The organism is Chryseobacterium endophyticum, assembly GCF_056333165.1.
On sequence record NZ_JBWGXE010000003.1, the window covers coordinates 418,105 to 437,876 of the forward strand.

The 19,772-nt window shown below is 38.3% G+C and carries 19 protein-coding genes; 9 read left to right on the forward strand and 10 right to left on the reverse strand.

Going from position 1 to position 19,772, the window contains the following annotated elements; translation table 11 throughout:
• Window positions 1–51: 51 nt before the first annotated feature.
• The 3 genes from AC0N32_RS10060 to AC0N32_RS10070 form a co-directional block, all read right to left on the reverse strand.
• Window positions 52–639 (reverse strand): Crp/Fnr family transcriptional regulator, encoded by a 588-nt coding sequence (locus tag AC0N32_RS10060; protein ID WP_476393718.1) that lies wholly within the window; start codon window positions 637–639, stop codon window positions 52–54.
• A 281-nt stretch (window positions 640–920) separates the two neighbouring features.
• The gene (locus tag AC0N32_RS10065) at window positions 921–1,736 is read right to left on the reverse strand and encodes a helix-turn-helix domain-containing protein (protein WP_476393719.1); all 816 of its coding nucleotides are present in this window, start codon (window positions 1,734–1,736) and stop codon (window positions 921–923) included.
• The gene (locus tag AC0N32_RS10070) at window positions 1,736–2,707 is read right to left on the reverse strand and encodes an aldo/keto reductase (RefSeq protein ID WP_476393720.1); all 972 of its coding nucleotides are present in this window, start codon (window positions 2,705–2,707) and stop codon (window positions 1,736–1,738) included. Before AC0N32_RS10070 ends, AC0N32_RS10065 begins: the two co-directional genes overlap by 1 nt.
• A gap of 274 nt (window positions 2,708–2,981) precedes the next feature.
• On the opposite strand from AC0N32_RS10070, the gene AC0N32_RS10075 reads away from it, so the two are divergent.
• The gene (locus tag AC0N32_RS10075) at window positions 2,982–3,560 is read left to right on the forward strand and encodes an NAD(P)H-dependent oxidoreductase (RefSeq protein ID WP_476393721.1); all 579 of its coding nucleotides are present in this window, start codon (window positions 2,982–2,984) and stop codon (window positions 3,558–3,560) included.
• A gap of 61 nt (window positions 3,561–3,621) precedes the next feature.
• Here AC0N32_RS10075 and AC0N32_RS10080 read toward each other — a convergent pair whose 3' ends face one another.
• Window positions 3,622–4,188 (reverse strand): Crp/Fnr family transcriptional regulator, encoded by a 567-nt coding sequence (locus AC0N32_RS10080; RefSeq protein ID WP_476393722.1) that lies wholly within the window; start codon window positions 4,186–4,188, stop codon window positions 3,622–3,624.
• Between the two features lie 80 nt (window positions 4,189–4,268).
• On the opposite strand from AC0N32_RS10080, the gene AC0N32_RS10085 reads away from it, so the two are divergent.
• Window positions 4,269–4,958 (forward strand): HAD family hydrolase, encoded by a 690-nt coding sequence (locus AC0N32_RS10085; RefSeq protein ID WP_476393723.1) that lies wholly within the window; start codon window positions 4,269–4,271, stop codon window positions 4,956–4,958.
• Between the two features lie 38 nt (window positions 4,959–4,996).
• Here the strand turns inward: AC0N32_RS10085 and AC0N32_RS10090 are convergent, their stop codons facing one another.
• Both AC0N32_RS10090 and AC0N32_RS10095 read right to left on the reverse strand, forming a co-directional pair.
• Window positions 4,997–5,500: a YybH family protein gene (locus AC0N32_RS10090; RefSeq protein ID WP_476393724.1), complete on the reverse strand. Its 504-nt coding sequence runs from the start codon at window positions 5,498–5,500 to the stop codon at window positions 4,997–4,999.
• Window positions 5,501–5,547: 47 nt separating this feature from the next.
• Window positions 5,548–6,666, reverse strand: a complete 1,119-nt coding sequence (locus AC0N32_RS10095) for an acyltransferase family protein (RefSeq protein WP_476393725.1) — start codon at window positions 6,664–6,666, stop codon at window positions 5,548–5,550.
• A gap of 186 nt (window positions 6,667–6,852) precedes the next feature.
• On the opposite strand from AC0N32_RS10095, the gene AC0N32_RS10100 reads away from it, so the two are divergent.
• The gene (locus AC0N32_RS10100) at window positions 6,853–7,896 is read left to right on the forward strand and encodes a sensor histidine kinase (protein ID WP_476393726.1); all 1,044 of its coding nucleotides are present in this window, start codon (window positions 6,853–6,855) and stop codon (window positions 7,894–7,896) included.
• Window positions 7,889–8,587, forward strand: a complete 699-nt coding sequence (locus AC0N32_RS10105) for a LytR/AlgR family response regulator transcription factor (protein WP_476393727.1) — start codon at window positions 7,889–7,891, stop codon at window positions 8,585–8,587. Before AC0N32_RS10100 ends, AC0N32_RS10105 begins: the two co-directional genes overlap by 8 nt.
• Before the next feature lie 83 nt (window positions 8,588–8,670).
• On the opposite strand, the gene AC0N32_RS10110 is transcribed toward AC0N32_RS10105, so the two are convergent.
• The gene (locus AC0N32_RS10110) at window positions 8,671–8,922 is read right to left on the reverse strand and encodes a LytTR family transcriptional regulator DNA-binding domain-containing protein (RefSeq protein WP_476393789.1); all 252 of its coding nucleotides are present in this window, start codon (window positions 8,920–8,922) and stop codon (window positions 8,671–8,673) included.
• Between the two features lie 105 nt (window positions 8,923–9,027).
• Between AC0N32_RS10110 and AC0N32_RS10115 the strand changes: the two genes are divergently transcribed.
• The 3 genes from AC0N32_RS10115 to AC0N32_RS10125 all read left to right on the forward strand — a co-directional run bounded on the left by AC0N32_RS10115 (window position 9,028) and on the right by AC0N32_RS10125 (window position 12,551).
• A complete protein-coding gene (locus tag AC0N32_RS10115; protein ID WP_476393728.1) occupies window positions 9,028–10,605 on the forward strand; it encodes a Na+/H+ antiporter in 1,578 nt (525 codons plus the stop codon).
• A gap of 209 nt (window positions 10,606–10,814) precedes the next feature.
• Window positions 10,815–11,270, forward strand: a complete 456-nt coding sequence (locus AC0N32_RS10120) for an Hsp20/alpha crystallin family protein (RefSeq protein WP_476393729.1) — start codon at window positions 10,815–10,817, stop codon at window positions 11,268–11,270.
• A gap of 87 nt (window positions 11,271–11,357) precedes the next feature.
• Window positions 11,358–12,551 (forward strand): cation:proton antiporter domain-containing protein, encoded by a 1,194-nt coding sequence (locus AC0N32_RS10125; protein WP_476393730.1) that lies wholly within the window; start codon window positions 11,358–11,360, stop codon window positions 12,549–12,551.
• Window positions 12,552–12,800: 249 nt separating this feature from the next.
• On the opposite strand, the gene AC0N32_RS10130 is transcribed toward AC0N32_RS10125, so the two are convergent.
• The gene (locus AC0N32_RS10130) at window positions 12,801–13,124 is read right to left on the reverse strand and encodes a helix-turn-helix domain-containing protein (protein WP_476393731.1); all 324 of its coding nucleotides are present in this window, start codon (window positions 13,122–13,124) and stop codon (window positions 12,801–12,803) included.
• A 910-nt stretch (window positions 13,125–14,034) separates the two neighbouring features.
• Here AC0N32_RS10130 and AC0N32_RS10135 point away from each other — a divergent pair.
• Complete coding sequence (locus AC0N32_RS10135) at window positions 14,035–16,983, forward strand: sensor histidine kinase (RefSeq protein WP_476393732.1); 2,949 nt, start codon at window positions 14,035–14,037, stop codon at window positions 16,981–16,983.
• Here the strand turns inward: AC0N32_RS10135 and AC0N32_RS10140 are convergent.
• Entirely contained in the window at window positions 16,980–17,615 is a 636-nt protein-coding gene (locus AC0N32_RS10140) for a response regulator (RefSeq protein WP_476393733.1), read from the reverse strand. The two genes, AC0N32_RS10135 and AC0N32_RS10140, sit on opposite strands and share 4 nt — an antisense overlap.
• Window positions 17,616–17,760: 145 nt before the next feature.
• Window positions 17,761–18,231 (reverse strand): Lrp/AsnC family transcriptional regulator, encoded by a 471-nt coding sequence (locus tag AC0N32_RS10145; RefSeq protein ID WP_476393734.1) that lies wholly within the window; start codon window positions 18,229–18,231, stop codon window positions 17,761–17,763.
• A gap of 144 nt (window positions 18,232–18,375) precedes the next feature.
• On the opposite strand from AC0N32_RS10145, the gene AC0N32_RS10150 reads away from it, so the two are divergent.
• A complete protein-coding gene (locus AC0N32_RS10150; RefSeq protein WP_476393735.1) occupies window positions 18,376–19,764 on the forward strand; it encodes an MFS transporter in 1,389 nt (462 codons plus the stop codon).
• Window positions 19,765–19,772: the final 8 nt, after the last annotated feature.

The window sequence follows — 19,772 nt, forward strand, 5'->3', positions numbered from 1 at the left end:
TTTAAAATTACATATCAGCATAGAGCCCGCATTTATCAAATGATAAAATCGTTAGCTTCCCCTTCGAATCCTGCTTAAGGAAACTTGGGTAATCCCCAGGTAAGAGGCTAGATCTGCCAGGCTGATCCGCTGTAGGAGATGCCCCTGGTCTTTTATAAATCTGTTATAGGCTACCACTCCAGTTTCTTCAAGCGAATGCCCTACTCGGCTCATCATTTCTACAACCGCCATCGAAAGGAGTTTTCGGTAAAAGGTTTCGATCTGATGATGTTCAGAACATAATTTTTGAAGATCCTCGTACAAAATATAGCTCACCGTAGAATATTCCAAAGCTGTAATTCTATATATGGAAGGTTTTTGCTCAATGAAACTGTCCAAAACGGAAAAAACATGGCCTTCCGGGAAAAAACGCATAATAAAATCCCGGCCGTCTGCGGTAAAAAGGGTTTTAACAAGCCCGGTATTCAAAAAGAAAATTTTCTTGCAAACGCTTCCTTCGTTTACCACATGTTCTCCTTTTTTATAAGTTTGTTCCTTTATTCTGCAACGTAAGGCAATATAAGCATCTTTACTTAAAGGGCCTTGGAATTCTATGAATTGCAGGAGATTTTCAGACGTTGGGTGGCTGGCATTTATCATTTCAGAGAATATTTTATATAGACAGCTAGTGATTTAAGGTTGGTTCTGCATGGTGCCAGATTGTTTGGCAATAAGATATTCTCAGAACTTTAATATCTTCAAAGAATTTGTATTTACATACATAGAGATATGTGATATTCATACTAAGCCTATTAACATTGTTCTAATATAATACATTTAAACTTTTATTTCGTAGATAAATTTTATCCGGAAACTTACGATTCATAAAGCGTTTATCCAAAACATAAAATTCATCTTACTAAATCGTAAACTTAGTATTTTTAAGAGGTCGAGCCTACTGTCGGCGCTTTTCCGAATTTCTTTTTAAATGCATGAGAAAAATGAGAGAGGCTTTCGAACCCCAGGTCTAGGTAGATGGAAGAAGGTTTCTTGTTTTTACTTTCAATCAGGTGTCGTGCCTCATTCAGCCTTTTTTCCTGGAGCCATTTCCTGGGCGGCATTCCAAATGTTTTCCGGAAATCCCTTTTAAATCCTGAAAGGCTTCGTCCTGTAAGCTGTGCAAACTTTTCTACCGGTACATTGAAATGAAAATTACTGAGCATAAATCGCTCCAGATCCACCTTATAAGGCTCTGAAAAATCGAAAAGAAAATTGCGGAGCTCGGGAGCGGCGATTAGCATTAGTTTGATGCCTTCCTTCACCTTTAAAAGTCCCAGTTCATCAGTCATTTCAGCCCCAGAGCTTCTGGCATAGGGAACAATGGATTGAAAATACCCCTTCAGAAACTCGTTATTCGGGAGAATTAGATTTGAAAGCCCGCTATATTTAGCATAAGCCTCCATTTTTTCTTCCAGGGCTATTTTTCGCATCAGATCCTCCTGAAGCGAGATGACAATGGTCTCGTAATGTCCGTCCGGCTCCGGTGTCTTCATGAGGGTTCCCAGCTGATTTTTATGAATCAGCAATACCTCGCCGGCAGACATTATCAGTTGCTGTTCAGAGGTTTCCAGAATCATCTGACCTGAGACCTGCATGACCAAAGTGTGATGATTCCAGATGCAGGCTTTCTCTTTCCGTTCCGAAGAAAGGTAAGAGTAGAATATAACACCGGGAAGGATCTCAGCTGGGCTTTCCATTATCTTTGCAGGTAGGTACCGCCTTTGAGGGCACCTATGGCAAATGTAGTGTTTAAAATGTTCATTTCCTCATTTGTGAATACAATATCCATGGCAGCGATGTTCTCAGGAAGTCTTGATCTGCGGCTCATACTTACCAATGGCATGATATGGTCGCCCTGTTCGTTCACCCAGGCGATGGCAAGCTGTGTTGGTGTGCAGCCTTTGTTAACAGCCATTTGTTTAAGAACTTCAACTTTTTCAAGATTATAAATAAGGTTCTCACCCTGAAAACGGGAAAAATGGTTCCGGTAGTCATGTTCTGAAAGTGGTGCTTTCAGATCACCGGTTAGCAGGCCTTCTGCCGTATTGGCGAAAGCTATGACCCCGATTCCTAATGCTCTGGCGGCGGGCAGCAGATCATTTTCAATCTGGCGGTCTGCCAGAGAATAGCCGATTTCCAATGCACTGATCGGATGAATGTTGTGGGCTGTTTGAAGCTGTTCGGCGGTGATCTCTGAGACTCCGATATGGCGCACTTTGCCTTCTTCGATCAGGCCGGCGATGGTCCCGATGATGTCCTCAATCGGTACGCTGCCATCCATTCTGCTTGGCTGGTAAAGATCAATGGTCTCTATTCCCAGTCGGGTAAGGGAGTAGTTGACGAAATTCTTAATCGCTAGCGGACGCAGATCCATCCCGATCCATTGTCCGTTGTGAAAGATCGCTCCGAACTTGACACTGATAAACGCATCATTACGTCTTCCCTTAATGGCCTTGCCAATGAGCATCTCATTGTGACCCGCACCATAGAAATCTCCGGTATTGAGGAAATTGATCCCACTGTCCAAAGCCTGATGAATTGTGGCAATACTTTCAGCTTCATCAGGCGTCGGGCCGCCCCAGATTGATGACATCCGCATACATCCCAAACCAAGCTTTGAAATCATAGGTCCATTATGACCCAATTGAATTTTAGTAATTTCTGACATTTGTTTATTTTAATTTGATAGGGCAAAGTTCAGTTTTTCTTTAACGCACCACTTGACTGTATGGTCCAAATTACTTGTCTGTACGGTTCAGATATTGTAACTCATCAACATTTAATCTAAATTAAAATTGAAAAGAAACTTTAATACAGTCTGACAAGGTTGCTTATATGAAAAATATCAGTAATTTAAAACAGTGAAAACCAGGGTTAAAAGTCTATATTTGATAGGAGCCTTCTTCTTAAATAAATAAATTACAGAAGTTTAAATTGACGGAATGAAAAAAATACTGATTATCAATGGTCACCCCAACAGGGAGTCGTTTAATTTCGGAATTTCCGAATCCTATAGAAAAGGAGCTGAGGAATCCGGGGCTGAAATAAAGGAGATCGTTATTGCTGATCTGAACTTTGATCCCAATCTTAAGTTTGGGTATAAGAAAATCATGGAACTGGAACCCGATCTGGTAGAAGGTTGGGAAAAAATCGTTTGGGCAGACCATCTGGTATGGATACATCCGGTCTGGTGGGGCGGTTTGCCGGCGATTACGAAGGGTTTTATTGACCGGTTGTTTTTGCCGGGACGTGCCTTCAAATACCGGGAAAATTCTGTCTGGTGGGATAAGCTTCTGAAAGGAAAGACCGCCCATATCATTACCACACTGGACCAGCCCGGACTCTATTACAGGTTAATGTTTGGAAGACCCAGCGTGAATCAGCTCAAAAGGTCGGTTTTACAATTTTGCGGGATAGAGCCGGTAAAAGTCACCTATATCGGGATCATTAAAACTTCCGATGAACATCAGCGTAAAATTTGGCTTGATAAGGTAAGATTGGCAGGAAGAAAACAAAGTTAGCTTCTTATTCATCCGGCTCATTTAAATTTAAGCTTTAAAATAGATTAAAATTTTTAACACCTTATTCCGCCAGGCTTTTAAATGCCCTGTTCAGACTTCTTACCGTAATGCCAAGATAAGAAGCCATGTCTACTTTTGAGATAAATATTTCCTGTTTGGATTGCAATTTTAAAAGTTTTCCCAAACTATGCTCAATGGTATAAAGCTGCTGATAAGAAGCCCGGCTTGATGTGTTGATAATGCGTTCTGCAAAAACATTTAACAGCATATTATTCAGTGTAAGGTTGGTTTTGATGAGTTCTGAAAAATAGTCGGGAGCAATGGCATAAACCGTTATATCCGTCACCGCTTCAATATTACAAAGGCAAACAATATTACGGATAAATTCAATTTCTCCCAGGATTTCGCCTTTTCCCAAAAATTCAAGTATATACTCTTTATCGTTTTGTTCCGTAAAAAAACATTTGGCAATGCCTTCCCTTACAAACATGATTTTCGTTGCTTTTTCATTTTGAAAAAATAGTTTTTGCCCTTTGCTATACTGCTTAATGATAATATTTTCTTTACGTTCCTGCTGTTCGTAAAGTTCCTGCACAAAAGCTAAAACGGATTGGTTGGTTCGTAACATGGATCACTCGGGACAAATGTCCTTTTTTTAGTTTTCTACTTTATTGAATTTTGTCTTTTCAGAAATACAAAAATAAAGAAATGCAAAACACTGTAAAAACAATAGCATTTGATGCAGATGATACGTTATGGGTAAACGAGCCTTATTTTCAGGAAGCGGAAAAACAATTTTGCGCATTGCTTGAAAATTACCTGCCCCGACATTCGGTATCGCAGGAGTTATTTAAAACTGAGATGAAAAACCTTCACCTGTACGGCTATGGAGTGAAAGGCTTTATATTGTGTATGATTGAAACCGCAAGCAGGATTTCCAATCGTACCGTTTCGTTGGAATTGATAGATGAAATTATCATTATAGGCCATGAACTTCTCCAAAAACCTATCGAATTATTACCAGGAGTAACCGAAACTCTGGAACAGCTGAAAGGGCGATACAGGCTGATAGTAGCCACCAAAGGTGATCTGTTAGACCAGGAACGGAAATTGAAAAATTCAGGATTGGAAAACTATTTTCATCATATCGAAATAATGAGTGACAAGAAAATACATGATTATCAGAAACTATTAAAACATCTGGATTGTAAGCCCGAAAACTTCCTTATGTTGGGAAATTCAATAAAATCCGATATACTGCCTGTCCTGGAGTTGGGCGGTTATGCTGCACATATTCCGTATCATGTAACCTGGGCGCACGAGCGGCACGATCACCATTTGAAACACGATCATTTTATGGAACTGGAAAGTATTGATCGTATTCTTAAGTATTTGTAAAAATAAGCACGCATATCGAAAAATTGAAAAAGAAATGTTTAATGGTCATGTACTCTGGGGAAAATCTTTGCATCTTCATATGAATAGATGATGCTTGCAATCTTCCATTGCCCCTGTGCTTTGATCAGATGCCAGTATTCGCTCCCCCAGTTTGTGGTGTCCTTTCCCTCGCGGAATGAATAGTTAAATGTCACACTGGCGATTACATCATCATTAATGATCCTGATGTTTTCAAATGTTTCCTCTTTCACTCCTGTTTCCATGATGTAACGGAAAAAATTTTTGTATGTATCGCTGAAAAAGTTTTTGCCGTTACCTGGATTCTTTTCCAATCGTTTTTGCTGTGATCTGTTTTTCACGACACCAATCCAGACCACGGGATCTTCATGGAACAAACTGTAAAACGTTGTAGAATCTTTCCTTATAATACTCTCTTTAAACTGTTTGACTATTTTTTTAATTTCGGTTTTTTCTTTGGTAAAATGCTGAGCCATTGCCTGATTGCCCAGCAGCATTACGACAATGAGAATAATGTTTTTCATAGAGGAGGTATTAGATAATTTTATTTAAATACTTGATTTAAAGGTATTTATTTGATATTTGAGTAATTAATTTGTAAGACTTTATCCCTGATCATCAACGATGCTTTTTCAATGCTGTACCGGTAGAAAAAACCGATCGCTAAACAAGCCAGAAAGCAAATAATCACGGTTGTATTGCCGGAAACCGGAATATTATTTTCATCCAGGAACAATTGTACAAGATGGATAATGCCTTTGTGCGACAAATAGACAGAGTAGGAGAGAACCGCCAATTGTGAGGTTATAAAACAAGGCTTTCTGCTTAGAAATGATGATTTTGAAATGGCGCCCGCTACCATTATTCCATAACTGACGGCCACCAGGGTGAAACCAAAAATCGATGCGCTGGCAGAATACTGATCCCTGCAAAACCACAATGAGAATGCGACGGCCAATATTCCCGTCAGCAAAAGTCGGTTTCCATTCCGTTCAACGAACCCCTTAAACTTAGCTGAAAACTGGAAGAGGTAGCCGATCAGGACTCCCATGGAAAGACCGTCCAACCGGGTGTAGGTAGGATAATAGATGTTCATATACCACTCTTTCCAGAAATCTTCACTATTGATATTAGGAATGATATAGTGATTCCAGAGAAAAGCCCTGAGCAGAATGATGGTAACAAGAAGAAAAACAATTCCAAATTTTATGGATTTTATTGATTTCAGCCTGATGAGGGTCAATAAAAGAAGCGGCAGTGCAAAGTAGAACTGTTCCTCGATACACAGTGACCAGGCGTGCGAAAACGTTCCCTGACTGATTACATCAAGTCCGTAATTTTGCGTAAAGGTTATAAATTTCCACCATGGAGGAAGTGCTTCCCGCTCCCTGAAGGCCGGAACAGAAAAATACAATAGCAGTGTAAAAGCATAGGGCGGAATAATCCTGAAAAATCTTTTGATAAAGAAAATTTTCGGTCTGATGGTTTTGTGTTCTCTGATTTCCCTGAATAACTGGTTGGAAATAAGAAATCCGCTTAGTACAAAAAACAGATCGACCCCCGTCCAGCCAATCCAGCCGATGCTGTCGATCCAGGCCGGGTGTTCAAACATTCTGTAGTGATACAGGAGTACCAGTACAATAGCAGAAGCTCTCAGATGATCAAGCCCGTGAAATTTTTCGCTCTCCATTATTTTTTTCTGTGAAATTCCAAATTTTAAATATGGGTTTAAATCAATGCCTGTACAATCATCCATTTTGAATGTATACGGCAGATTGCTGCGTTTACCAGCTTATCGATGTTTTTCGCCATCAAAACAGATGCTTTGAAAACCGGAGGTCGAATGAAATGATTTAAATAATATCTTTACGGTATTGTGAAAAAAACATCAGGCATAAAATTAGGCCGGGAAATCGTGCATCAGGCTGTATTTTGGATCGCGTTATTCGTTTTCGGAATATGGCAACATGACCGGCAAAATTTCATTCAAATATTATACTATGACATAGGCCACTGGATTTTCCAGATTATCGGGGCCAACTTCATCTATTCTATTCTGATACGCAAATTCTTTGAACGTAAAAAATATGCTCTTTTTACGATTGGTTTTGTATTTGGAATATATCTTTTAAGCGTACTAAACCGTATTTTTATCGTGTATGCTGCCGAACCGTTATTTACCGATGAGCCACAGGACAGCATAATAGATATTTTTACCGATATCCAATATCTTTTGTTCCATTACCTATTGCCTATCATCTCCGGGGCATTCATTTTTATTTCCATGAAATTTATGCTTCGGTATAAAGACGAGAAACAGAATACGTTACAGCTGCAGAAAGAAAAATCCGAACTGGAATTAAAAGTCCTGAGGGCCCAGCTCAATCCGCATTTCCTGTTCAATACGCTGAACAACATCTATTCTTTATCGATAACAGATCCCGATTCTGTCTCCCTGTCGATCAGCAGGCTTTCCGACATCCTGGATTACATTCTTTATCAGGGACAGAAAGATCTGGTTTCTGTGAGTGATGAATTTAATATTGTTAAAGAATATATAGCACTTGAAACAATTCGTTATGATGAAAGGCTGAAAGTGAGTGTAGAGGAAAAAATTGATTTCCCGAGCCGTATTCCGCCTCTGCTGTATTTGTCTTTTGTTGAAAATGCCTTTAAACACGGAGCTGAAAAAACCAATGGCCATATTGAGATCAGAATTTCTATTGAAACCACGACGGAGCATGCTATCTTTAAGGTGGAAAATCAATTTTCTGAAAAACTCCATGATTCAAGGTCCGGAATAGGGCTGGAAAATATCAAAAGACAGCTTGAACTGAATTATCCGAATCGATATTCACTGGAAATAAAAAAGGCAGACAGTTGGTTCAAAGTAAAATTAATGACTCCCGGAAATGATTAACTGTATTATTATAGATGACGAACCCTTGGCCATCAGGCTTTTGGAAAATCATGTGTCTAAAATTGAAGGACTTAAACTCGTGGGCACAGCTAAAAATGCAATGGAAGCCTACGTGATTCTGCAAACGAAAAATGTAGATCTGATGTTTCTCGATATCCAGATGCCGGATATGAATGGTATTGAATTTCTGAAATCACTTCGTCAGAAACCACAGACGATCTTCACCACGGCGTACCGCGAATTTGCGATTGAGGGCTTTGAGCTTGAAGCGGTGGATTATCTGCTGAAACCGATTACCTTTGAACGTTTTTTCAAAGCGGCAGACAGAATACTGAGCAAAGCGGGAAAGGAGAATGAAGATGATTTTCTGATTCTCAGGTCGGAGGGTTTTCACCGGAAAATCCTGATCAAAGACATTCTTTATTTCGAAAGCATTGGTAATGATGTTAAAACCGTACTAAAAGATAAAACGGTCACCGTTTCTAAAATGTCCGTTTCTGAGCTGGCTGCCAATTTACAGCAAAAGGGCTTTATAAGGATACACAGGTCTTTTATCATCAATGGCGATCATGTCACCGCCATCAGTAATAATGAAGTGTTGGTAGACAAGATTTCACTTCCGGTAGGGAGAAGCTTCAGGACGGAATTTGATGATTTTGCGCGACAGTTTTCTATAAAACGTTTGTTTTAATGCCATGCGAGAGTGGTAAATTATTTTAATCGCTATCGTTAAATCAGCACAATCCAGGTTGTTTAAAGTTATCCTTCGTACCGTTACAACATACCATCTGTGAAGGATTTAATGAAATTTTCCCTATAAATTTCACCCATCGGAACCTCTCTGTCATCAAAGTTGATCGAATAGCTGTCAAACGAAATGATATGTGCACTGTTGACCACATACGACTTGCTTACTCTGATGAAATGAGGCAAAGGAATTTTTTGGTGAATGGTTTTAAGGTTCATTGAAGCGATGATTCTTTGCGATACGGTATGGATCAGGACATAATCATTTAAGCCTTCAATATATTTTGTATCTTAAAAAATGATTCTTTGATTCTTCAAATTATATCTAAAGACAAATCGGGTTTTTAAAAATTTGATATATATTTAAATATCTAAAATTTTTATATGCTTAAAGATTTCGAATTCTATCTCTTCCTGGTTTTTTTGATTACAATGCTTATCATGCTGGCCAATAAAATTCAGGTGGCATATCCTGTTCTTTTGGTATTGGCGGGGCTTTTAATAAGTTTTATTCCCGGCGTTCCACCGATTAAAGTAGAGCCGGAATTACTGTTTATCATTTTTTTACCTCCATTGCTCTACGAAGCCGCATGGTCAGCCTCATGGAAAGAGCTCTGGAGATGGCGCAGGATCATTTTCAGCTTTGCCTTTGTGGTTGTTTTTTTTACGGCATTGTCAGTCGCTGTCTTTGCCAATTATTTTATCCCCGGGTTTTCTCTGGCACTTGGTTTTTTATTGGGAGGAATCGTTTCGCCGCCAGACGCAGTGAGTGCCGGTGCTATTTTAAAATTCGTAAAAGTTCCGAAAAGATTGGCTTCCATTCTTGAAGGGGAAAGTCTGCTGAATGACGCTTCTTCTCTGATCATTTTCAGGTTTGCCATGATTGCCGCCGCAACGGGGCAGTTTGTCTGGCATGAAGCAGCCGGAAGTTTTATATGGATGTGCCTGGGGGGCTTAGGAATCGGGATTGCTATAGCATACGTTTTTCTGAAAATGCACAAACTTTTACCGACCGATTCAAATATAGATATTTTATTAACCTTTATTGCCCCGTTCTCAATGTATCTGGCGGCGGAACAGCTGCATGCTTCGGGTGTTTTGGCAGTAGTAACCGGTGGATTATTTCTTTCTTACCGCAGTCATGATTTTTTAAGCAGTGCCTCACGAATACGTACGGTAACAGTCTGGGAAAGTTTCTGCTTTCTGTTAAATGGAGTTGTCTTTATGCTTATCGGTTTAGATTTACCAGAAATTGTTTCCGGATTAGGCGATACAGATATTTTTACGGCGATCGGCTACGGAATTGCAGTAACCGCTGTGCTGATTATTGTCAGAATCCTGGCAGGCTATGCTGCGGTGGTCACCACTTTAATCATGCGAAATTTCATCACGGTTGCCGATGCACAGTCACCCGGCTGGAAAACCCCCTTAATAATTGGCTGGACCGGAATGAGAGGCGTAGTTTCCCTCGCGGCCGCACTTTCCATTCCCTTGACTTTGGATGATGGCTCTCCTTTCCCGCAAAGGAATATGATCCTGTTCATTACCTTTATCGTAATTTTGCTCACGCTTCTTTTACAGGGGCTTACACTCCCTTTTTTTCTGAAGAGATTTCCACCGGTAGACCGGGATTTTACAAAAAGCGTAAAAGAAATAGATTACGAAATTCTGAACAGTTTGGCCACGGTAGCCATCGATAAAATCAGAAGTGATTATGCGAACAAAATAGAAAGTTTTCCGGCTTTGAAAGATCAATTGCAGAAATACGAAAACCAATTGAGCAGTTCTGAAATTATTTTAAATTACGAAGAATACAGACGTATTTATATCGACATCCTCGACACTCAGAGAAGCTGGCTTATCCATAAAAACCGCGAAGAACTTCTGCTCGATGAAGATATCATCAGGAAACATCTGCGACTGCTTGATTTACAGGAAGAAAGATTGAATATGAAAGGTTGATTATTGTAAATAAATAATTTTAAATAAGCGATCTGAACCGAATACATAAATACTGTATTGTAGATAATTTTGTCAATTTTTACCTTGATAAATATGTCAATTTTTCCATATTAAATGACAAGATTTCATAATTTAGATGTGGCATATTGCTTGTAATGAATGTGTTACGATTATTGATTTATTGTTTAACCTTTAAAAACTCGTTAGTTATGTCAATCGTTAAAAGAAACAATGGCAGTTTGCTCCCTGCAGATCCACGTGTGCTGTTCGATGATTTTTTTAGCCGCGAACTTTTTAATTGGGGCAATAACAATTTTTCATCCACACTTACTACGCTTCCTTCGGTCAATATTAAAGAAAATACCGAAAGTTTTGAAGTAGAAGTCGCCGCTCCGGGAATGGAAAAGCAGGATTTCGAAATTACTCTTGAAGGTAATACGCTTACAATTTCGTCTACCCGTAAAAATAATACGGAAGACAGGCAGGAAAACTATGTCCGAAGAGAATTCAGCTATCAGTCGTTCCGCAGAAGTATTGAGCTTGCTGAAAATATTGTGGACGAAGAACACATTCAGGCAAAATACGAAAACGGTGTTCTGAAGCTCACTATTCCAAAATCGGAAAAAGCTAAAAAGCAGGCACCCCGGATCATAGAGATTCAGTAATCATTATTTTATTTTATACATTGGTTTTCCTTGATGGAAAACCAATTTTTTCGTATCCAACAGTTTATTCTTAAATACCGTAACGTTATGAATGAATTACTTTGGTCAGTAAGTATTTTATGCCTTACCACTTTAGGAATGATGTTTATTCTTAAAAGGTTTAATCAGCCGTATCTTATCGCTTATATTTTTGTTGGAATTATCCTGGGACCTCATATCTCCGGCGTTTTTACAAACCCTGAACAGACAGAAACAATAGGAGAAATAGGAATTCTGCTTCTGATGTTTTTTTTAGGCATGGAAATTAATGTTCCGGATAATCGGAGTGCTCTTGTGAAACCTGTTGTAGCACAGGTTATTAAGATTATTCTGAGTATAGGGTTTGCCTGTATTGTGGGATATTTTGCGGAACTTTCGGTGAAAAGTATCGTACTTATCACGGTGTTGTTTGTTTTTAACAGTACGGCTGTGGTCAGTGAGTTTTTAAATAAGCACAATACGCTGAAGACGACTTTCGGATTAACGGTACTCAATATATTAATATTCCAGGATCTTCTTCTTGCTCCTGTGCTTACTTTGTTGAAGGCCTGGGGAATTAATGATTTTCATTTATTTAAAATTCTCTTTCCGGTCATTTTCTGCCTTCTTATTTTTTTTATGATGAAAAGGCTTAGGAATTTTCAGGAGATTAAATTGCCAAAATTCTTTGCATCCATCAAGGAGGACCATGATCTACAGGTTTTTTCCGGATTATTCTTATGTCTCATTTCCGGGTTAGTGGCCGAAGTAGCAGGAATGAGCAGCGCGCTCGGAAGTTTTATGGCAGGAGTAATTGTGGGAAGGGTGAAAATTTTCGGCTGGCTGGAACATTCGTTACTTCCTTTTAAAGTTTTTTTTGTGACGCTGTTTTTCGTTTCTATTGGTTTACGCCTTGATGTTTCTTATCTCCTTTCAAACATCAGCATCATTTTTCTGGGAACTTTTTTTGTTCTCATCAGCAACAGTGTGATGTCTGCGGCAGCATTTCGTTTACTAAAGTTTAGCTGGAAAGAAAGCTTGTATGGAGGTGCCTTACTTTCACAGACCGGAGAATTTGGAATTCTGGCATTATCTGTAGCGTATAAGTCGGGAATTATAGAATACAGCCTTTATAAATCAGGGCTTGCCATCACTTGTCTCTCACTTTTACTTTCCACAGTCTGGGTGGCGGTGCTGGATCGCCTGCTAAAGAAAAAATCTCAAAAAAGATTTTTAGATCGGTCTTACGGTGAGAGATTTTAAAATGTTTTCAGCAGAAAGTGAGGTTTGGATTTAAATAGCCTTTTTAGAACAGCGGGTGTATTAACTATCAACCAAAATTATTCCCGGTAAAATATCAAACCAAATAAAATATTTTACGTTCTAACAATACCGTATACGTCGCTGAAACGATGATCGTACGATATGTTTTTAAAAGGTAAAAGAACCTGTTCTGAAAGGCATGTAATATATTCTATACTATTTAATCTTAATTAATAGCATTTTTTGGAATCAGTAAGAAAATTCTCTTTTCCATTTGCTTATTGTATTTCGGGACAGATCGAACTGTCTGGATATTTCAATATTAGTAAGTTCATTTTTCTTCTGATAGTCCAGAATCTTAATAATAGACTCGTAATCATAGCTCTTATGTTTCCGGTTGATGATTTGTGACTCATCTGTTTTACCGAAAACCATTTCATTGAGAGATAAGACATCCATTGCTGAAATTTCATTTTTATTCAATAATGGTGCACATTGATTGTATTTTTCAGGACATTTTTTTCGGATAATGTCCTCGTAGATTTTTTTATAATCAGGTAATGATCTTTCCATAATGTTTTTTATAATTGAAGTTTGCAAGAAATTTTTAGATCGTAGGGGTATGGTTTAGTTTTGAGTTGCGGAACGATATGGTCTTAATGAATATCATTCCGCAAAGATGCATTCCAGGATCTGTCAAAACTTTTAAAACAGCCTGAAGCACATACTCAAAACTTCTTAAAGAAACACCTTCACTTAATATGAGTTAACACTTAAGCTATTTTTTTTCATCACTGTGCGTTGGATATGATGAGTTTGTGTTTTCCTGTCGGTTTTCAGAATTGCAGAGACGATCTCTGCAACCCCTGAACCTTAATAATCATTATGTGTTTTTAGAATCTTGCGTTTTGAATTTATTTTCGGGTATTACATCATTTGCTTTTATGGTTTTCGTTTTTTTTGTTTAATTTTTCTCAACTTCGGTTGATTATTTTTATGGGTCTTATCAGAAATTTGTGATAAGGAAGCAGTGAAAATCATGATATTTCTTTTTAGATCATATAGTATTTTCATATTCCTGACACTATTTGTAGTTATTTTTCTTTCTGATATTTCATCATTACGATCATTATCCGTATCAAAGATGACCCTCAGGGATTGCCCTATGATAGGCCATCGGAGATGCGGAATGGGAAGTTTAATCTTTTCTTATCATTTGGTTTTCTTAGGTCATCGCTATAATTCACTTTTTTATAAGTCTACTATTTTTATATACTGCTATGTATAATGTCATAAAAATCGTATTTTTGCTGCATGTTTTTTAATAATTCTAAGTTTTTATTACTTTAACACTACAGGCACAAAGTTATTTCTATGAAAAGATAAAATATGTAATACTATTTCAATATTTGATGAGTATTTATACTACCCTATGTAGTACTAGTATTACATCGAATTGTTATATTATTTTATTTTTTAAGGTATGAATTCTCTTTGGATATTGCTTTTCTTTCTGTTATTCAGTCCGTTGTGTGCACAGCAGGATGCTTACTATGAAAAGTGGTATGATGCCGACAATAGTAAACTTCCGCAGAATTCTATCATGTCAATTGTCAAAGATAAATACGGTTTTCTGTGGCTTTCCACACAAGATGGTATTGTAAGGTTTGATGGAAATAATTTTCTGGTACATGATATTGGTGTTCCATCGATAGAAAACCGCACCCTGATGATCGATGGATCTGCAGCTGATGACTGGCTGTTTACCTTTTATAATTCTGGAGGGATTCCCTCGCTCATTTCTAAAAGAGGATATTCTGTAATTACTGACGCTAAGTCTTCTCTTTTTAAGGACCTGATGAGGCGTGGCAACGGAAATCTCTGGAAACTGAATAGAATGGTTCCAAGAGATTCAAGTGCGATGAAATTCTTTTATTTTATTTCGAAAAATGAATTTTATTATCTGGATTATGACAAGCTTTTTTATCAGAAGAAGGACACGAAACAATACGTAGGAAGATTCGATGCCCGATCTTTTTACCGTTTTTTTTTACTGGGAGACCAGTTGTTCCGTATAAAGGATGGTTCGGTCATAGAAAAAATAGAAAAAAACGGGAAAGTCAGGGAATATAAAACGGGCTTGAAAGTGGCAAAGGACTTCGACTATTTTATAAACATACCCAACAAACAGCTTCTTCTCAGAAACGATAATAAGATTTACCTGGTCGGATATCATAATAACTTATTAACCCTAGACCTTATTTATGATGGTAAAACTCTCCGTGACCTTACCGTTTCCAATATGTATTATGATGAATCTGCAAGGACGCTCAGTATCGGTACTTCGTCAAAGGGCCTGTTATTGATCAGGAAGAAATTTATTTATCCACACATCACACCAAGGAAAAGTATTTTTCATTCGCTTACCAATGATGGTGTGGGAAGAGTTTTAACAAGTGAAGGAGATATGTTCGGGATTGATGGTTATATTAAAACAATTCCAGTTTCAGGTATTGATCAATACGGGATTGTCCCACTGGACAACCGTGGAGAGTTTCTTCTGAAAGGTGAGCACGCCCTCGTCTTACAGTTTAATAATAAAACAAAAATTGTCAGAGATTTTACTAATGACTCTTCGGTATACTGTATCAGTAGCACTTCTGGTAATAAGGTATGGTTATCCCTGTTGTACAAAGACCGGCATCTCTTGGGATATGTTGTTATAAAAGACCATAAAGTTGCGGAGGAGATGTTCTTTAAGACTAATATCGGCATAAAAGGAATTGCTAAGGTTAATGACGAAGAACTTCTTCTGGCTGCCAACGAAGGACTTTTTATTTTTAATGAAAAGAAGAGGATTTATAAAAAGCTTATGTCCGGAATCAGTTTCAGAAGCATTAATAACAATAATGGAGATCCCTTTTTCTGGGTACAAAGCTATGGAAAAGGACTTTATCTTTACAAGGAAGGGAAGCTCTACAAGCCTCTTCATAATAAGGAGATTTTATCTTCGGTCCACAGTGTAATCGATGACAAAAGGGGTTTTTACTGGCTTTCATCGAATCACGGGCTTTTTCAGGTTAAGAAAAATGATTTCATTAATGCTTATTTAAAAGGGAATAAAAATTTTTATATCCATAAATATGCCCGAAAGGACGGTATTCTGACCTCGGAGTTTAATGGAGGAGCAAACAATAATGGAGTATTCAACAATGGATATGTAATATTTCCATCCATGAACGGCATGGTTTATATTGATACCAAAAAAGCCTTCCCGGTGCTGCCTGCTGAAGATTTCTTTATCGACCGTGTGGCGATAAATGAAAAAGAAAAAGTAGTTTCCGGAGTTTTAAAGCTTGAGAGAAATTTTGGGTATGTAAAGATTTTTGTGGATTTTGTAAATTTTGGAAATCAAAGAAATAATTATATCGATTACAAGATCGATGATAAAACCTGGCAGCCGCTGCCTGAAAACAGGATTATCAATATTAATGCGCTGACGAAAGGAAAACACAGTATTGTGGTCAGAAAGCTGAAGAACTTCTCATCCGAATACAGCTACAAAACACTGCACGTATATGTACGGCCCGCTTTCTGGGAAACGGATGTATTCAAAATTTCCATGGTGATCCTTGTGCTTCTGATTTTTTATCTCATCTACACCCTGAGATTAAAGCAGGCAGAAAAAGAGGCCATTATCCTCAGTGAAAAAATTGAAGAACGCACGGCAGAGCTCAACGAAACCATAGATTCCCTCTCAAAAACAAGGGAAGAACTTTACGCACAGCTTTCCCGGAAAAAAAAGCTTGTCGCAGCCATCAGTCATGATATCAAAAGTCCTCTGAATTTTATCAATATCAGTACGGGAATTTTATTGGATAGCATAGACGACTCAACCTACGAAAAAAGAGTTATCAGCTCAATCAAAGAGTCTTCTGCACAGATTCTTGAATTTATTGATTCTACGATCAGGTACAATAAGATTTTTGTTTATGACAACTATAAATCCAGGGAGCAGATTGTGCTCAGAGACTTTATGACACAGAGAATCGGCCTGTTCCTCAATGCGGCAGAGTTTAAATTTATCCAGATACAAAATAACATAAGTGCAGATCACACGGTAATCAGTAATCCGGATGTGCTAAGCATCGTGATTCACAATATTCTGGATAACGCCGTGAAGTATACAAATCAGGGATTTATTTATATTTACGGGATCAAAGACGAATGCCGGTTTCATCTGGTGATTGAGGATACCGGGATAGGAATGTCTGAACAGGAACTGTCCCAAATTAAAAATTCTGACAAGTTTAACGGGCCGCAATTAGGAATGAAAATTATTGGAGAACTCTTACCTCTTATAGACGTGACTTTTAATATTGAAAGTAAAAAAGGGCAGGGGACAAAAATTACCCTTAGTTTTACGATTTAATTCACACTTAAAAAATTTAGAAGTGCCGGAATGTTATTAATTCCCAGCTTTTCAAAAATCCGGTTCTTATAAGTACTTACGGTAGATTTGTGAATGTAAAGCTTGGATGCGATCTCATTGTTTGTAAGTCCCGAAACCAAAAGCCTCGCGATTTCCAGCTCCCGTAATGACAGCAGTTCAATAGGCGTAGCGCCGCTTTTCCGGATCATATTTTCCAGGAGTCTTTCTTTAAGCTCGTCACTCATATATTTTCCGGATTCAAAAAACTTGCTGAATGCCCGGATGATCTCGTCCTGTTCGCAAAGTTTACTGAGAAAGCCATTGGCACCGGCCTTTATGAATTTAAAAGCATAGATACCCTCTTCAAGAGCAGAAAAGATAAGCGTTTTTATACCGCCGCAGTATTCAACAGACAGGTTCTCGACAAAACTTAAGCTGTTTCCTTCAGGGAAATTAATATCCAGGATGATAAAATCTATGTTTTCCCTTTTTATAACTGATCTTCCTTCATTCAATGTTGACGCTTCAAATACATTTATATTTGAGAAATGCTTTCTGATAAGCAGAAAAACACCCTGTCTTACAATGCTGTGATCGTCAATCACAAGTACATTTTTTCTGTTAGTTTCCATTTATATAGTTTTCATCATCTTTTATATAATTCAAATATATTAATATTTTTTTTAAATCAAATATGTCGAATTTTTCGATTTTTTATTAAATGAATGTGTTTTTCTGAATGGAGAATTCCTGAAAACTGATGTGTCTATTTCCAATCTACAGAATCTGAGCACTTTCCTTAATGCTGTTCATCACGAAAATACTTTTCGTTTGCCCGATCCCTTCGATTTCAGATAATTTGTTAACAAAAAATTCATGAAACTCATCCATATTCGGGGCTAAAATTTTTAACATAAAATCAAAATCTCCGCTGATGTTATAAAATTCAACCACTTCCTTCAGTTTCCCCACTTCTTCGATGAATTTTCCGGCCGTTTTTTTATGGTGAACATTCAGGGCAACCATGCAGATAACCATCATTCCTTTGTTTACTTTCTTGCGGTCAACAATGGTAGTGTATTCCCGGATAATTCCCAATCGCTCCATTCGTTTGATACGTTCGTGAGTAGGAGTGGGACTGAGATTGATTTTGCCGGCAATATCACGGACGCTCAGTTTGGCATCTTTCTGTAAAATTCGCAGGATGGAAAGGTCTTTATCGTCAGGTATGTAATTTTCGGTAGTCATTTTGTTCTGTTTTATAAGATTTAAATTATTCTAAATGATACTATGTTCTTTTTATTTGTCTTAAAGTGTAATATTGTTCTAAATTTAAGGTTAAATTTTTATATGTGTTCTATTGATTTTAATTTTGCAGGGTAAATGAACTATATGAAAAGTAAAAATCTGATCCTGGCAGTGGCCTCTGCTGGAACCTTTGTTGAAGCTTTGGACATTGCCATCGTAAATCTCAGCATCCCCTCCATACAGGCGCAATTTGCGATCGGTACGGAAACGGTACAGTGGCTGCAGACTTTGTATGTATTGTTTTTCGGAGGCTTCCTAATCATCGGGGGCAAACTTTCAGATCAGATCGGGCGTAAAAGGGTTTTTCTTCTGGGGTCTCTTATTTTTATGCTGACCTCTCTTGGTGCCGGACTTTCTCAGGGGTTTGAAACACTCGCGGTATTCCGGGCATTTCAGGGTTTGGGAGCAGCATTCATTATGCCTTCTGCAATGTCTATCGTTACAAATACTTTTACGGAAGATCAGGAAAGAAACCGTGCCGTGGGTATTTTCAGTTCTTTTGCCGCCATCGGCTCCGGAAGCGGACTTTCACTTGGTGGAATTATCAGCACATATTTGAGCTGGCATTGGGTCTTTCTGATCAATGTTCCGGTTTTGGCCATCACGCTTATTGCCGCTTATCATTACCTTCCCAAAGATCAGCCTTCCGTAAAACCTGAAAAAACCGATGTGCTTTCAGGTTTGCTGTTAGTATCGGGATTGCTGAGTCTTACGTACGGTACTCACGAACTGGTTCATGTCAGGGATCAACCATGGTTAGTCATTTCTTCTTTGGTTTTGGCGGTGGTTCTTTTATGGGCTCTTTTTTACCGATTGAAATCAGTTTCCCAGCCGCTGATTGATCTGAATCTGCTAAAACACCGTTCTTTAAAGGTCTCCAATATAAGCTTTACGGCTTTGGGCGCATTCTTTATAGGTTTTCTGTTTTTGATTTCATTAATGCTTCAGAAAGATATGAAACTCAGTGCGGCATCGGCCGGGCTTCTTCTCGTGCCTTTCAGTGTCATGTCTGCTTTGGTGGCAAAATTTGTTCTTCCCGTCATTTCCAAAAGACTGAATTCTGCACAGATGGCCATTTTCGGCTGGTCATTCATGCTGACCGGAGCTTTGCTTCTGCTGATTTCGGTATACAACGGGCATCCTTTGGTCTTGGTTCTCGTGGGGGCAGCCTGTATTTCAGGAATCGGAATGACCTTTTGCTTTACGGCACTCTCAGTCATGGGAGTAAGTGATGTACATGCTTCAGACTATGGAGTGGCAGCCAGTGCAGGTTCTACGAGCTACTTTCTGGGCGCAGGAATCGGATTGTCATTCATGACTTTGATGAGCCGGGTTTTTCCTTCAGATTGGGCGGTGGGAAATTTAAGCTTAATGATTCTTATCGGGTATTCGCTGCTCGCACTTGGCGGACTTTTTTATTTTATCATTAAAAATTTAAAGACCAGGAAAAGAGAAGTGGTCTTTGAATCTTAAACAATAAA

What these genes read in the sequence shown, in the direction of transcription:
- AC0N32_RS10060 (WP_476393718.1), bottom strand. Translation starts at nt 639, where the DNA reads ATGATAAATGCCAGCCACCCAACGTCTGAAAATCTCCTGCAATTCATA.
- AC0N32_RS10065 (WP_476393719.1), bottom strand. Translation starts at nt 1,736, where the DNA reads ATGGAAAGCCCAGCTGAGATCCTTCCCGGTGTTATATTCTACTCTTAC.
- AC0N32_RS10070 (WP_476393720.1), bottom strand. Translation starts at nt 2,707, where the DNA reads ATGTCAGAAATTACTAAAATTCAATTGGGTCATAATGGACCTATGATT.
- AC0N32_RS10075 (WP_476393721.1), top strand. Translation starts at nt 2,982, where the DNA reads ATGAAAAAAATACTGATTATCAATGGTCACCCCAACAGGGAGTCGTTT.
- AC0N32_RS10080 (WP_476393722.1), bottom strand. Translation starts at nt 4,188, where the DNA reads ATGTTACGAACCAACCAATCCGTTTTAGCTTTTGTGCAGGAACTTTAC.
- AC0N32_RS10085 (WP_476393723.1), top strand. Translation starts at nt 4,269, where the DNA reads ATGCAAAACACTGTAAAAACAATAGCATTTGATGCAGATGATACGTTA.
- AC0N32_RS10090 (WP_476393724.1), bottom strand. Translation starts at nt 5,500, where the DNA reads ATGAAAAACATTATTCTCATTGTCGTAATGCTGCTGGGCAATCAGGCA.
- AC0N32_RS10095 (WP_476393725.1), bottom strand. Translation starts at nt 6,666, where the DNA reads ATGGAGAGCGAAAAATTTCACGGGCTTGATCATCTGAGAGCTTCTGCT.
- AC0N32_RS10105 (WP_476393727.1), top strand. Translation starts at nt 7,889, where the DNA reads ATGATTAACTGTATTATTATAGATGACGAACCCTTGGCCATCAGGCTT.
- AC0N32_RS10115 (WP_476393728.1), top strand. Translation starts at nt 9,028, where the DNA reads ATGCTTAAAGATTTCGAATTCTATCTCTTCCTGGTTTTTTTGATTACA.
- AC0N32_RS10120 (WP_476393729.1), top strand. Translation starts at nt 10,815, where the DNA reads ATGTCAATCGTTAAAAGAAACAATGGCAGTTTGCTCCCTGCAGATCCA.
- AC0N32_RS10125 (WP_476393730.1), top strand. Translation starts at nt 11,358, where the DNA reads ATGAATGAATTACTTTGGTCAGTAAGTATTTTATGCCTTACCACTTTA.
- AC0N32_RS10130 (WP_476393731.1), bottom strand. Translation starts at nt 13,124, where the DNA reads ATGGAAAGATCATTACCTGATTATAAAAAAATCTACGAGGACATTATC.
- AC0N32_RS10135 (WP_476393732.1), top strand. Translation starts at nt 14,035, where the DNA reads ATGAATTCTCTTTGGATATTGCTTTTCTTTCTGTTATTCAGTCCGTTG.
- AC0N32_RS10140 (WP_476393733.1), bottom strand. Translation starts at nt 17,615, where the DNA reads ATGGAAACTAACAGAAAAAATGTACTTGTGATTGACGATCACAGCATT.
- AC0N32_RS10145 (WP_476393734.1), bottom strand. Translation starts at nt 18,231, where the DNA reads ATGACTACCGAAAATTACATACCTGACGATAAAGACCTTTCCATCCTG.
- AC0N32_RS10150 (WP_476393735.1), top strand. Translation starts at nt 18,376, where the DNA reads ATGAAAAGTAAAAATCTGATCCTGGCAGTGGCCTCTGCTGGAACCTTT.